Source organism: Pseudomonas sp. R84 (assembly GCF_009834515.1).
In the GTDB taxonomy this organism is placed as follows: Bacteria; Pseudomonadota; Gammaproteobacteria; order Pseudomonadales; family Pseudomonadaceae; genus Aquipseudomonas.
This window is the reverse complement of record NZ_CP019426.1, coordinates 363,259-375,930: the sequence shown is the minus strand read 5'-3', so window position 1 is coordinate 375,930 and position 12,672 is coordinate 363,259. Positions and strand designations below refer to the sequence as shown.

The window sequence follows — 12,672 nt, the reverse complement described above, 5'->3', positions numbered from 1 at the left end:
GACACCTCAAATCAATTTGATTCGGCCAGGATAGGCCAGGTTACGGGGACGGGTTTCAGCGGCGGTACGGACCACGCGGGAGGCATCGAACGAAAGCCGCTGGTGGTCAATGTAGGTGCCGACGCTGTTGGACTGAGTGGCGCCCGCCATAAAAGCGAAGGCGCCGGTGTTAGCCACAGAAGGCGTGGAGTTGGCTTTAAAGTCACCCAACGTACCGGTGATGTTTTGCAAGGCATCCTGTTGCAAACTGCCCGCAACACGGCCGCTATCAACATTTTTCCCGGCATCATGCACACGGAAAAACCCGCCGCGCGCTTCAGGTCCTCGGAACGTCGTCGCACCGTCGCCACTGGTCCAGCCGCCCTCCATGCCAGTGCGGTTTGCCTCAGTGGTCAGCATGCCGGACTGTTGGGCGTGATCCCACAGCCATGGCCATTCAGCCCGGTTGAACAACGGGCCATTGAGTGCGCCATACCCTCCAGGATTGAACAGGGTTGTCGTCTCAAACACCGGACGTCCAACGGGCGTACTGTCATAGCGACTGATCGGCCACCAGCTGCCCGCACCGTCACTGCGCAGGTGCCACCAATCACCGGCGCCCATTAGCACTAAGAAGGCATACCCGGCGGCGTTGAGGTGTGTATGAAATTTGATTTTGTCGGCACCGGATGCCTGAACTACCACCCGCTCGCTGCCGTTATCCACACGGCGAATGATCAGATCCACAACACCAAGCTCGTTATCTGAGACCGGCAGCCTGATCGTACGAGGACCGGCTGTAGAATCAACCAAGACGAGACCGCGATTCAAACCTGTCAGCGTTGAGTCGACATTTAGCCGGGTGACGACGTTGCGTATGGCGAAGTGCTGAACCAAAGACCCGTTGATGGGTTCCACCGAACGGCGATCAGTCACTGTATTGGAGTTAGGTAAATCGGCAATGGCCACGCAGTAATGGCGAGCACCGGCATTGTCGGTGTAGTCCGGGCGATCAGCGGCAAATACCACTTTCCAGCTGAACACGACGTCATTCAATTCGCGTTGCAAAGCGACATCTAGCCACGCGATCGTGGGAAACGAAGGAGGCACCACCGGCAGCTCAACCGATCGCACTAGCCGGATGCCTTCAACATAGGCTGTACCGGGATTAAGTCGATACGCGCTACCCACTTTCTCCAGTTTCAGCGCGTTAGCGAAGAAACAGGCACGTCCATAAATGTCGCGATTGCTCAGACGCTCACGCTCATCGATTCCGGTCAAACGCACGGTGAAATCGTGCTGCCAGGTCCTTGCATCGATCGTGATACCGGTCAGCGCCTGGGCACCGTCGAATGCCACCAGAAAATTGCGCGTAAGGTTATTGCCGATCTGCAGTGGCGGGATGTTGCGGCGCTTGATCTGCAGCGGCACGTACGCAACAGCAAACAGCACGCCCTCGGCCGTCTCCAATCCGATCCAGTTGAAGTCCCAGTCGCCAACGTCGGAGCCGATCTGCGAGCTGTAGACCACCTGGTTGGGATTCACATAGCCGGCGTTTTCTTCGGGAATGTCGTAAACGTGAACGATCTGCTCGGCGGCAGGCCTCGGCGCGGCGCGATCGACCGGCCCGCTCGGGTCAAGCCCGGGCACATTGGCAAAAATGAAGCGCGTGACGTCAAGGCCTAACTGTGCGGCGTGTTTCTGCGCGATCAGGCTTTCACCCGCAAGGGTAATACTGGCTCCCATGAGGGCTCCTAAAGGCTGGCGACCAGCGTTTGCTGGTCATCGTTGAAATCGACCAGGGCGATGCGAAACGGCACCGGTGTGATGGTCACGAAGTCATAGCGACGGCAGGTGCGGCCGTATTGCTGAATCAAAACCCGCAGCAGTTCCGGGTTCTGTGAAAGCTGGGTGTCGGAAAAACGCAGCAGCACCACGTCCCAATCCCGATCGGGCATCCGTTCCTCGATCTCGATGTAGCCGACGCCCAGGCGCTGCAGGATGCGTTTCATCCCGGCGGTGCTGCCCGCGTCAACCGCGTTGATAAAGGCGAACTTAACGCGCAACCGGTACAAGCTTTCAGGCTCGCCTTTGAAGCGCGTGATGTCGCGCTGCCAGGCCAGCAAATCGAGCACGGTCAAATGGCAGGTGTCAGCGTCCAGCTGGAGCAGCGGCCAGCGCAACCAGCCCTCGACCTTGCCCCACCAGGACTGTGCTGCGTCCTTCAGCTTGGTCAGCTCGGTACCGGCCAACCAGAATTTCAGCTCGAGCTTAATCATTGGTCAGCACCTCCAGACTCTGGATCCGGGGGATGTTCAGCTCTGAAAGGATGTCGTCGTTGTCGAAGTGCAACGACTCGATCCCCGGGAATTGCTGGTGCAGCTCTTCACCCAGCCGGCTGAATGAAAAGCGCGACTGTGGATAAGTCAGCGTCGGCTGGTAGTCGCTGGCGGTGCTTTCGCGAAACGCCGCCCGGATGAACAGCGCGGTTTCGTCCTGCAGGGTTTGCCGCTGGGCATCGCTCAGGTTGGAGCGCGGCCAGAGGGTCACTCGCAAAGTGTGCTGGGTTTCTGGCATGACCATCACCTGCAGATCATCACCGTGGCCGTGGTTGCCCTGGTCCCGGATATGCGAGTTGATTTGCTGCAGGTACGTCGCTGCCGGCACGTCGGCATCGAACAGCACAAAGGCGTTGGCACTGCCCGGCCCCCGTGGGGCGCCGTGCTCGAAATACACGCCGTCCGGACGCACGCCCGGGAACGCTGAAATCATTGCCCGATACACCGCGTCGGTGTGCCATTGGTTAACCGCCGAGAACTGATTGCGCACGCGCAGACGCAGTTCATCGTTGGGCTCCCTGTCAGCGCCTGGCGTGGTCAACCAGCCGTCCGCGTTGACGACCTGGGCGATACCTGGAATCGGCACTGGCAACACGGCGTAATAGCCGGGCGCCAAGTTGTAGCCGCTGCCGACATCCACCGCTTCGACCGGTACCAGCAACTGCATCAGGCCATCGGTAAAGGTCCCGACCGCCGTCGTCACCAGCTGATAAACGTGGCCATTGATCGCGGCGGACTGCACCACTGTGCCTTTCGCGACCTCGAGCGCGCCGCCCGGGGCGACACGGGTGAACAGCAACAGGCCGCTGGCTTTCGTCGCACCCTTGCGCTCGACATTCACACCCCAGGCCAGCATGTCGAGCCAAGCATCTACGGCGGTTTTGACGAAGAAGTTCGGCAGTACCGTGGCGACAAAAAAGTCGAGGATCCACAGCACGGGTTTGGTCACCAATGCGGTGACCACCCGCCAGAACGGCGACCAGGTGCTGGTGTTGCTCAGCTTGCTGCCCTGAGCTAGTACTTCCGCTTCCCACGCCTGGCGCAGGCCGGACTCAGTGGTCGGAATGCCGGCATCGGACAAGGCCTGTTTGAAATCCACGTCACTCACAACGTCACCTCGATATTGCCGAATTTCAGAGTTGTGGCCGTCACCAGGAACTTCCCAGGCTCAAGCTGGGTAATCAGTGCCGTACCAGGGACGAGGCGCTCGTCCGCCTCGACCAGCAGCTCCAATTGCTGAATGCAGTCGCGCTGTCTCAGGCGATTGCGCTCGGCTACCAACGTCACAAGCAGGCCGCTGTCGCGGATCATGTGAGCGATGTCCTGAGCGATGCTGGCCCGGTCATCGATGAGCTCGGGCTGGCGGGACGGATCGAGCACTAGGTCGTTGTCGTGGATCAGCAGGTCGATGTATTCGCTCATCCCGGCACCGCCATGCTCATCATGTTTTCAAGCTCCAGCGGGGTCATGGGTTTGGCGGTATTGATGTTCAGTGTTTCCACATGGGTGCCCTTGGTTTGGCTGCTGTTGTTGTTCTGAATGCTGGTCAGCAGGCCACCCGGCGGCACGGCGTTGGGACGCACAGGCGACAGGCTGGGAATAGCCGCGTTGATGGTCTGCTGGGCCTTTTTCGCCGCTGCAGCGCCGTCTACAGCGTTGACGCCGGTGTCGGTACCGGGTACCTGGGGCATTGCGCCCATCTTGGTCTCGATCTCAGTACCGGGCACCTCTGGCATTGCGCCGAACTTGGTCTCGATGTCGACGCCGGGGATCTTGTTCAGCATCTCGATCAGACTGTTGATCGCCTTGTGAAAGATCGCGACGATGCCATCCCAAGCGCCCTTGGCCATGCCACTCCAGCCACCCATGGACGCGAACCACTCCGACAGCGCGGTCAATTGGTCGCTGACCCACTTGAAGGCTTCGCTGTTCATCAGCGCGGCCGTCCACTCGTCCCAGTACACAACGGCGGCGATCACCGCGGCGACCAAGGCCATAACGCCGATCACGATCCACACGACCGGGTTGGCCAGCATGGCCGCGTTGACGAGCCAGATCGCGCCTTGCCAGAGCATCATCGCGCCGCGAATCAGCGCCATGGTGGTGTAAAGGATCGTCAGGCCAGCGATGTACAGCGCGATGACGGCCACCTGCAGAAGGAAACCGGCCACGGCGCGCAGGTTGAGCAGTTGCACCACCTTCCAGACAGTGACCATGGCCAGCCACGCCATACGGCCGGCGCCGACTGCGAACGTCAGCAATGACATCGCGGCGATAAGCGCAAGGATCGTCAGAGAGACGATGCCGATTACACGGGTGATGTTGGGGAACATCTGGGTCCAGCGGGTCATGGTGCCAGCGATGCCGGAAAGCTTGGCCATCAGCGGCGTCAGGATCGGAATCAGCGCCTGGCCGAAGGCAATGCGCAGCGCTTCGACCGCTGCAGCAAATTGTTGCCACGGGTCCACCATGGCTTTAGCCATGTTCTCGGCGTCCTCGAGGCCGCGCACTTTGCCCAGTTTGTCCATGCCGTTGCGCAACCGATCGGTGTCCTTGGCCAGGGACGTGATCACCTGCGCACCCTCCCCACCAAACGCCTCCATCAGTTTGGTATTGGCCGACGCGCTCGTCAGGTCGCCGAGTTTGCCCTGCAGCTTTTCCATGATCTGCAGCATGGGCAACGCTTTACCGTTGGAGTCGGTGAACTTCATGCCCATCTTTTCGGACGCGGCGCCCAGGTTCTCGAAGAACGCCTTGTAGCGGCCGCCGGCATCACCGCCTTCCATGGTGCTGCTCAGCGAACCGATGACCGCGAACTGCTCGGCGATGTCCACGCCGGCGGCGGTGGCGATCGAGCCGACTTCCTTGAAGGCGTCCTTGAGCTGGGCGCCGTCGGTGCGGAACAGTTGCACGGCCAAGGCCGTCTGACCGCCCAGCTTTTCAACCCATTCGCCCTTGCCCATCGCATCGGCTTGGCCTTTGAATAGGTTGTACATGGTGCCCACGTAGGCGCCCATGGTTTCGGCGTCAGACTTGGTCGCCTTGGCCAACAGGTTGCTGGTATTGGTGAACGTGGCAAGCTGGTTACCGGTCAGGCCTTTGATCGCGCCTTCGATCGTGTACGCCGAAGCGACAAAATCCCGAGCGTTCTCACCATAGGCCACCGAGAACTCCAGAGATTTTTGATTCAGCGCCGTGAGCGCGTCCTCGGCCACGCCCAAGGATTTGACCTCGCCCAGGGCGCGGTTCATTTCCAGCGCAGGCTGCAGCGATTCGTTGATGCCGACGAAAGCACCCGTGACACCGGCCAAGCCCATGCCCATCGTTTTGATGTTCTTTTCGCTTTGCTCGGCAAGGTCGGAAAAACCTGTTTTCACCTTGCCCAACGGTGCAGTGACCTTGTCGGTCAGGGCCAGGATGAAGTCCAGGCGAGCGCTACGGTCGGCCATGTGTGTCCTATCCGTTCAGCGCATGGGCAATGCCGTTGGCCACAGCAAATTCCATGCGCTTCCAGTGTTCGTCTTCCAGCCACTTGGCCGTGCCCATGTTCTCGATGGTGGGCTCGGCACCAGGCAGCCAACGGTTGGTCAGGGCCATCAGTTGGCCGAGCCCGTCCTCGGTCAGGCGGTCAGCGTACTCAAGGGCTTTTTTACGATGATCCCGATGTCAGGGGCGTACTCCTCGAGCAGCGCGCCGGCGATCTGCATGGTGTTAACAGGGTTAACCATCAGCTCGCGCAGATCGGCTTTTTGCGCCGGCAGCACGGTGGTGCTCAGCAAGTTGAAGGACGGCGCGACTTTGTTGTTGGCGGTCATCGCGTTGAAGTACTTGGTCACGTCCTGGGGCGTCAGGTTGAAGGCGAATTCTTTCTCACCGATTTCCAGGGTGATTTCGCGGGATTGGATCTGGCTCATGTTCATGTCCGTTTTGGTGGTTGGGTTAAAGGGGTGATTCGTGGTCAGCGCAGGCACACCTGGCTGACGTAGTCCTGCAGGCCCAGGATCATTTGCTTGCTGAGGGCAAGCTGATCTCTGAGGGTGAAATAATCCGGTCGAGCGTCTGCTGCGAGTTCGGCGGTACCTGCATCAGCCACGCCGCCGGCGGCGGTGGTAGCTGGCGTGGTGCTGCTGCAGATGGCTTTGACGCGCAGCCGCTGACGGCCATCGGCAACGTCAAGGCGCAAAGCATCGATTTCAGTGCGTGCATCGGTCAGTTCCTGGGTACGGTTACGGTCTATCGCGTCTCGGGCGGCGATCATCTCGCCGGTGATTCGGGCCGCTTCACGCAGGCCGCTGGCTTCGTACTGGGCTGCATCACGCTCGACCCGCGCGGTGTCTCGCTGTCCCTGCAAGATGTCGAACCCAACGAACGCCGCCAGGCAGGCCAGCAGTGGAAACAGAAGCTCGCGCAGCATCACAAGTCCTCAGCGCACACGGTGGCTTCGTCCCGCCGGCGAGCGTGCAGCCCTGGTACAAATTGTTTTCGGCCTTGGGCATCGGTCACAAACGACCACACCGGTGTTTTGCCATCCGGGGCCCAGGCCAACGCCTTGCAGCCCTCGGCGATGCGACCGGCATTGATCAGGCCGACAGCCCGACTGGCGCAGGTACTGGCCACGCCGAAGTTGTGCGAGTGGCTGCTCAGGGCGTCGAAGGTCTTCTGGCCGATCGCCTGATTGCTCAGGCAGTCAGCCAGAGCCAGTTGGCCTTTCTCGATCACCAGCTGCTCCACCTCGGCACAGCGGTCCGTCGACCAGTAGTCACCGACGATCAGCGGATACGGACTGGTGTAACCGGTGATGCCCTTGCACACCGTAGGAAGGCCACGTGCCAACTTGTCGGCGTACACCACGTTCTGGCCGTTGCCTTCCCATTTGCCCAGGAACGCGAGCAGCGGAGCGCTGGCCAGCACGATCGCACCGGTGGCGATCTTGGTGCGCAGGCTCACGACTTGCCCTTCCAGTCGAGCAGCATCTGGCGATACTTCGGAATCAGCAGAAGGATCTGCAGCACCATGTAGAGCGCGGTCAGCATGTAGGCGACCGCCGACCAATCGACGGCGCCCGTCACACCTGTAGCGGCCACGCCGATTGCGGGCGATGCCTTGGCCAAGGCAACGGCGGTGTCCTGGGCGACCTGATTCGCGCTCATCGCAGAACCTCTTTCTCAAAAATGGTTTGGCACGGCACGCAGCGGGTCATACCGCCCAGCGCCTGGCGTTTTTCCGGGATCGGCTGATCGCAGCCTTCGCAATGGGTCAGGCTTGGCCCGATCGGCCGCGTGCGGGCCAGCTGAGCGGCGATCGCCTGATCACGCTGGCGTTGCTCCAATGCCTGGGCGCGGTCGAACGGGCAGACCATCAGCGCAGGCCCTCGATCTCGGCCGCAGCCAGGTACGGCACGCCGTTGATACGGATGAAGTCTGGACTGGAAACGTCGAACGGCACCTTGTGCTTGGTTTTCTCGCCGCCTTTCGGGTCGACACTGAGCAGGCTGGACACCTTCAGCTTGCAGCCGAAGGCCTCGATGCGCAGCTCTTCATCGCCTGCTTTGGCGAAGAACACCGAGTCGAAAGGCTCCAACTGGCGAAAGCTGCCGGCAGAGCGTGCCGCCTCGATCAGCAGGTTGAAGTTGTTGGTGTCGAACTCGAACTCGCCACTGGCAGACACATCGCCGTCAACGGTGCCGTTGGGCACGCCACGGGTTTGCGCCACGGCGGTGTTGTCGGTGATATCCAGGGTGCAGCTTTCGACATGGATCTGCAGATCGCCCAGGTTGATGTCGAAGTTTTTACCGCCAATACGGGACATAAGGGTTACTCCGAATCTTCGCTGGAAAGGTCGAGGGCGATGTTCGCCGTGAGGTCTTTCGGGCAGTCGAGCGGTCGGATCTTGATGTAGATCTCAACCTTGGTTTTGCTGGTCCAGGTCAGGACGATATCGCCGTCCTTGGGGGACTCGATTTCGCCCGGGAACACCTCGCCGGCGAAGGTTGTGGACTTGGCCATCTGGCGAAGCGGCTTCATGAATGCACTGATTGCGGCAGCCATGCTGTTGGGCGAGTTGTTCAGTCGGCGGTCACCGACGCGGCGGATCAGCAGCGGGCGAACCTGGCGCGCGGCCTTGTCGGCCAAACGCAGATACTCGACCACCTGAAAGTCACTGGCCGGCGCATCAAGCATGTTGCCGTCGCCCCAGAACACGCCTGGGTAATCGGGGTAGGTTTGCGATACGGAGAAACGTGCCGCATCCAGCTCGGCGCGAATGGCGGACGGCAACGGCACGCCTTCCTTGTCAACGGGCACGGTGCCCAGGCCCAGCAACGCACCGGACGCGACGCGCATAGGACTGTCGGCAATGCTCACAGCCGCGTTGGCCAGTCGACCAGCCAGCACGCCTAGGTCGTTGCCGTGCAACTGCGGCACGACCAGCACACGCGGCGCAGCCAGATCAGCGGTGATCCCCTTCTGCTCGATCAGGTATTCCGCCCAGGTCTGTTGCACAGTAATGCCAGCACTTGCCGCCATGACGAAAGCGCGACGGCCGAAGGTGTTGTTCAGCGCGATCGCCGCGTCATGCATGGTCGACAACTGCGCGCCCTCGGTCACCGGTTTGGTGATAACCACCGCCTCGACGGAAAACCCTTTTTGCTGGGCGTTGGTCAGTGCTTCGGACCAGTTGCCATCGGCGGCGATCGGAGCAGCCAGGCACGCCCAGCGATCGCCGCCGTTGAGACGTGCGGCCGTGATCTGGGTTTTCAGATTACTGGCCGGAATACCCAGCGAACCGTCGAGGTCGCTGTCGGTGTTGAGGGCGAGCAACTGGCCGACGTTTTTTGCGGCGGTGCCGATGAAAAGGAAATAGCGTTCGATCTCAGTCACGGCACCCTGGCCGAGATTGAGGTTGTTAACGCTGACTTTGCCGAGTGCCATGCAGTGCCTCGCTAGCGGGGTGAATTAAGAATTTGTTGGAGCACCTGGTTCAGCAGCAAGCCAGTGTCTCGCTCGGTGCTGACGCCGATGAACTGGCGCTTGGGTAGGGTGATTTCCCAGCTCTGCGCGCCACTGCTCTCGGCTTTTTCATCGTCCAAGATGCGGATCAGCAGCCCCGCCTTGGCGTAGTTCACATGCTCTTGAATCCATGCCACGGATGGCCTGGTCAGCGATTTTTTGCCCTCCTGGCGAACCTTGAAGCCCAAGCGACGTAGACGCTTTGCCTGTTTCTCGGTGGCTGCCAAGCCCTCCGGGACTTTGTTCCAGCGCTTCATCTGGGCGGCGGTGCGCCGTTCGCTCACACCGTTGTGTTGCTGCGCCGCGACCCAACTGGTCAGGGCGTTTTTCCAGCCCAGCACGGCTTCGTCAGGGCTCACGCGGGTGACCTGCATCAGTTTGGCAAGCCCCGCTTCCATCTTTTTCTTGCCCTTGCCCGAACCTTTGCGTGCCTCGAAAGGCGAGCCGTCCAGGTTCTGCTGGTCGCGCACACGCTTGCGACTCATCGATCGCACGCGCTTGGAAACGTTGTTCAGCAAACGCCGGCGCAGTTGCGGTGGCAGACTCAGCAGCGCCAGTTGCTCACGCACGCCCAGGTAACCCCGGACATCGAGCTCGAACGTGCTACGACCGGCCACGACTCGACACCTCGCCGTGTTCGGCGACCCACAGGTCAAACGGGATGAACGACCAGGTCTTGCCAAAACCCTCTATTTCGCCCTCCGGATCCTCGGCCAGGTATTGCGGCTCGATGAATTCGAGGGTGATGTCGACGTCGGCCAGGTCGTTGTCGAGCATGGTGATGTCGAACTTCGCCGCCGGCAGTTCGTCGCGGTCCTTGTCGTTGCTTTCAAGCCAACTGCCCACCAACGCCATCAAGCGCCCCGGGTGATCGGCGAAACGTTCCAGGGCGATCGTGGCGCTGTAGCGCATGTCTCCCATGCGCATGCCGCCGACGTCGGGCTTCCAGATCAGTTCGAGATTCACCTGGTTGGTCCAGCTGTCGAGCTGCTCGGCCAAGACCAAGCGGCGCTCGATCAGGTACGTGGTCAGGGCGCGGAGCTTGATCACAGCAGCACCGCCGTGATGCGGCCGCGACCCTGCAGCGATCGGACGGCCTGCTGGCTGAATTCGAGGAAGGTTTCCTTGCGCTCGGGGGCTTCCTTGCCCAGGTTCTCCGCGCTTTCGCGACGGATGATCGAGGCGAACTCCGGCAGCAAGCTGGCCTTCGCACGGCAATACACGGCGCGTTTGTACGTCTCAGCTTGATAGGTGCGCTCCGGCAGGACGGTGGTGTCTGCAGATTCAACGCGTGACACTCCAGCGCCCTGCCAGCGCGCTTTTAAACTGGCCAGATCACTGTTGACCTGGGCCATGGCCGTAGCCAAGTTAATGACCAGCATCTCTACCAGGTGCTCCGCCGGCAGGCGGTAACCCTTCTGGAATTCGGCCACAGAGAGGTCCGGCCAAAAGCCGTCGTTCTCGATCGCGTGTTCCACAAAGGTGGTGGGTTTCCCGGAAAAGCTCATTGCTGGCCGCTCGAATAGGGCGGGGAGCCTGTTTTCAGTGGGACGGTCCATAAATGGGCGGCTCACTTCCACAGGTCCCCGCTGGGGGGGTAGTCGGTTATTCGGAAGCCGGGTTAGCGGCGACTTTTTTGGTCAAGGCCTTGCGGACCTTCTCGATGCGTGTGTCATTGCCGGCTTGGGCATATAGCTCGGTCGAGCGCTCCAAATGCTTAAGCGCGACTTCCAGATCCCCGGCCTCGATGGCTCGCATGCCGATCAACTTGTGGTACTTGCTCGGGATCTGTTCGGTCAGGTTCCACTCGCCGTCGACCAGCGGCAGCAGGTCGGACAGGTAGGGTTCCGGACTGCGGTTTGCCTTGTATTCGGCGTAGGCCCACTCACACACCGCGTCGGCAACAAAGGTCTGGATATCCCGGCGCTTGAAGCGCTCCGGCATTTCCTGCCCCTGCTCGATCAGGAAGTCCGCCAGTTCCAGAGCGTCGTCGAACTGCGCGGTATCGAATAGCCAGACCATGACTTGCACGGCAACGCGATTCGGGAAATTCAGGCCTGATTCGCAGTACCGCTGAACGTATTCCTGGTACTTGGGCAGCAGCTCCTCGCGCTTCAGTGCCTGGCGACCGGCAAGGCCGTTGATGGCACTGATGCGGGCCAGATCCAGATCCAACGCCGCTTCCTGCAGCAGCAAATGCTTGCGGGCATTCGCGGGACTGCTAAGCGCGTCGGCCGGGGTGTAGGCCATGGCCGCGCTCGACAGAGCGGCGGCAACAGCGGTTACCCCCAAAGCCAAGGTGCGGCGCTTGTGCGCCAGGGCCAGGCTCACGCCACCAGCTCCACGTTCTCGGTCAGCGCGATCTTTTCCAACTGCTCGATCACGTAACCTTCGTTGCGGCTGTTGTAGTCCTCGACGCGGGAGCGTTTCGGGTTGTCGACCGCCTGCTTGCGCCAGCTGGAGTCCTGGAAGTAGATCGACAGGTTGTCCCAGCTGGTAACCAGCACGGCATTGACCGGGAAGTTCGGCACGCTGAACGAAGGCAGACCGCCGTAGGTCGCGATGACCTGCAGGTTTTCGATGCGCTCCTTCTCGGTTGGGGTGTCGCCCTGCTTGGTGTACAGCTTGGCCTTGTCGGCCGCCAACAGGTCGGAACCGATGATCGCCACCAGGTCACCGTCTTCGCGCAGTATCTCGTCGACCATTTGCTTGGTGTCATGCACCAGGGCATCGAGGTTGGCGTAGTCGCCGCCGGCACCGAGTGTCACCTTGCCTGCAGCGGCGCCTTCCTTGAGCACCTGCTGCGGGGCCTGCTCACGCAGTTGTTGCAGCCAGCCCTTGTTCACGTCCTGCAGCTTGGGATACGCCGCCAGATCGGTTTGAATTGCCGCATGAGTGCCGTGGAAGCCAATCACGATGCGGTCCTGGGCGATACGCTTCTGCACCGCGCCGGAATAGCGATCCTTGAAGTCTGGAAACTTCGCCCAGGCGTCGATTTTCGCGTACGGCAAACCCACGTCGGACTGCGTGTCGCTCAGTTCGTAAGTGGTATTTTCCAGCGCCGAAGCATCCTTGGCTTCGCGATCGGTGGTCTTGGTGTTGGTGCGGCCGGTCACTGGGCCGTTGACACCAATGAACACTTTTTCGCCCTTGATCTCGCTGACCGGAACGACGTTGATGCGCTCCAGGAAATCGGCCTTGGCGGTAATGGAATCGTTCAACTCTTGCGCGATCGACGGTTCAACGCTGAAGGTCTTACTGGCGCGTTCAATGCCGTAAGTTTCCGCCATCGCTTCCTGCAGATCGGCATATTGCTTGGCGCCCTTGGCGCTCAGTGGCTGGCCCAT

18 protein-coding genes are annotated in these 12,672 nt (G+C 60.9%); all 18 read right to left on the bottom strand.

Going from position 1 to position 12,672, the window contains the following annotated elements:
- Window positions 1–6: 6 nt before the first annotated feature.
- The 18 genes from PspR84_RS01710 to PspR84_RS01630 all read right to left on the bottom strand — a co-directional run bounded on the left by PspR84_RS01710 (window position 7) and on the right by PspR84_RS01630 (window position 12,672).
- Window positions 7–1,725 (bottom strand): phage tail protein, encoded by a 1,719-nt coding sequence (locus PspR84_RS01710; RefSeq protein WP_160054886.1) that lies wholly within the window; start codon window positions 1,723–1,725, stop codon window positions 7–9.
- Between the two features lie 8 nt (window positions 1,726–1,733).
- On the bottom strand, window positions 1,734–2,258 hold the full coding sequence (locus tag PspR84_RS01705) for a phage tail protein (protein ID WP_160054884.1): 525 nt from the start codon (window positions 2,256–2,258) through the stop codon (window positions 1,734–1,736).
- Window positions 2,251–3,426 carry a baseplate J/gp47 family protein gene (locus tag PspR84_RS01700; protein WP_160054881.1) on the bottom strand — a complete coding sequence of 392 codons (1,176 nt, stop codon included), beginning with the start codon at window positions 3,424–3,426 and terminating at the stop codon, window positions 2,251–2,253. The genes PspR84_RS01705 and PspR84_RS01700 overlap by 8 nt, the downstream gene beginning before the upstream one ends.
- On the bottom strand, window positions 3,423–3,740 hold the full coding sequence (locus tag PspR84_RS01695; protein ID WP_160054879.1) for a DUF2590 family protein: 318 nt from the start codon (window positions 3,738–3,740) through the stop codon (window positions 3,423–3,425). Before PspR84_RS01695 ends, PspR84_RS01700 begins: the two co-directional genes overlap by 4 nt.
- Window positions 3,737–5,767, bottom strand: coding sequence for a phage tail tape measure protein (locus tag PspR84_RS01690; protein ID WP_160054877.1), 2,031 nt, complete (start codon window positions 5,765–5,767; stop codon window positions 3,737–3,739). Before PspR84_RS01690 ends, PspR84_RS01695 begins: the two co-directional genes overlap by 4 nt.
- Before the next feature lie 7 nt (window positions 5,768–5,774).
- Window positions 5,775–5,915: a hypothetical protein gene (locus tag PspR84_RS29435; RefSeq protein WP_163005298.1), complete on the bottom strand. Its 141-nt coding sequence runs from the start codon at window positions 5,913–5,915 to the stop codon at window positions 5,775–5,777.
- Window positions 5,916–5,938: 23 nt separating this feature from the next.
- A complete protein-coding gene (locus PspR84_RS01685; RefSeq protein ID WP_064392723.1) occupies window positions 5,939–6,232 on the bottom strand; it encodes a putative phage tail assembly chaperone in 294 nt (97 codons plus the stop codon).
- Window positions 6,233–6,276: 44 nt separating this feature from the next.
- The gene (locus tag PspR84_RS01680; RefSeq protein ID WP_160054874.1) at window positions 6,277–6,732 is read right to left on the bottom strand and encodes a lysis protein; all 456 of its coding nucleotides are present in this window, start codon (window positions 6,730–6,732) and stop codon (window positions 6,277–6,279) included.
- Window positions 6,732–7,265 carry a lysozyme gene (locus PspR84_RS01675; RefSeq protein WP_160054871.1) on the bottom strand — a complete coding sequence of 178 codons (534 nt, stop codon included), beginning with the start codon at window positions 7,263–7,265 and terminating at the stop codon, window positions 6,732–6,734. The genes PspR84_RS01680 and PspR84_RS01675 overlap by 1 nt, the downstream gene beginning before the upstream one ends.
- Window positions 7,262–7,468, bottom strand: coding sequence for a hypothetical protein (locus tag PspR84_RS01670; RefSeq protein WP_064392730.1), 207 nt, complete (start codon window positions 7,466–7,468; stop codon window positions 7,262–7,264). Before PspR84_RS01670 ends, PspR84_RS01675 begins: the two co-directional genes overlap by 4 nt.
- Window positions 7,465–7,677: a TraR/DksA family transcriptional regulator gene (locus tag PspR84_RS01665; RefSeq protein WP_160054868.1), complete on the bottom strand. Its 213-nt coding sequence runs from the start codon at window positions 7,675–7,677 to the stop codon at window positions 7,465–7,467. The genes PspR84_RS01670 and PspR84_RS01665 overlap by 4 nt, the downstream gene beginning before the upstream one ends.
- Window positions 7,677–8,126, bottom strand: coding sequence for a phage protein (locus tag PspR84_RS01660; protein WP_064381012.1), 450 nt, complete (start codon window positions 8,124–8,126; stop codon window positions 7,677–7,679). The genes PspR84_RS01665 and PspR84_RS01660 overlap by 1 nt, the downstream gene beginning before the upstream one ends.
- Window positions 8,127–8,131: 5 nt before the next feature.
- A complete protein-coding gene (locus PspR84_RS01655) occupies window positions 8,132–9,247 on the bottom strand; it encodes a DUF2586 domain-containing protein (RefSeq protein WP_160054865.1) in 1,116 nt (371 codons plus the stop codon).
- Between the two features lie 11 nt (window positions 9,248–9,258).
- A complete protein-coding gene (locus tag PspR84_RS01650; protein ID WP_160054862.1) occupies window positions 9,259–9,942 on the bottom strand; it encodes a phage virion morphogenesis protein in 684 nt (227 codons plus the stop codon).
- Window positions 9,929–10,375, bottom strand: coding sequence for a phage tail protein (locus tag PspR84_RS01645; RefSeq protein ID WP_160054860.1), 447 nt, complete (start codon window positions 10,373–10,375; stop codon window positions 9,929–9,931). Before PspR84_RS01645 ends, PspR84_RS01650 begins: the two co-directional genes overlap by 14 nt.
- Window positions 10,372–10,833: a head completion/stabilization protein gene (locus PspR84_RS01640; protein ID WP_160060041.1), complete on the bottom strand. Its 462-nt coding sequence runs from the start codon at window positions 10,831–10,833 to the stop codon at window positions 10,372–10,374. The genes PspR84_RS01645 and PspR84_RS01640 overlap by 4 nt, the downstream gene beginning before the upstream one ends.
- A 97-nt stretch (window positions 10,834–10,930) precedes the next feature.
- Window positions 10,931–11,656, bottom strand: coding sequence for a phage terminase small subunit (gpM, locus tag PspR84_RS01635; RefSeq protein ID WP_160054857.1), 726 nt, complete (start codon window positions 11,654–11,656; stop codon window positions 10,931–10,933).
- Complete coding sequence (locus PspR84_RS01630) at window positions 11,653–12,672, bottom strand: phage major capsid protein, P2 family (protein WP_160054854.1); 1,020 nt, start codon at window positions 12,670–12,672, stop codon at window positions 11,653–11,655. Before PspR84_RS01630 ends, gpM begins: the two co-directional genes overlap by 4 nt.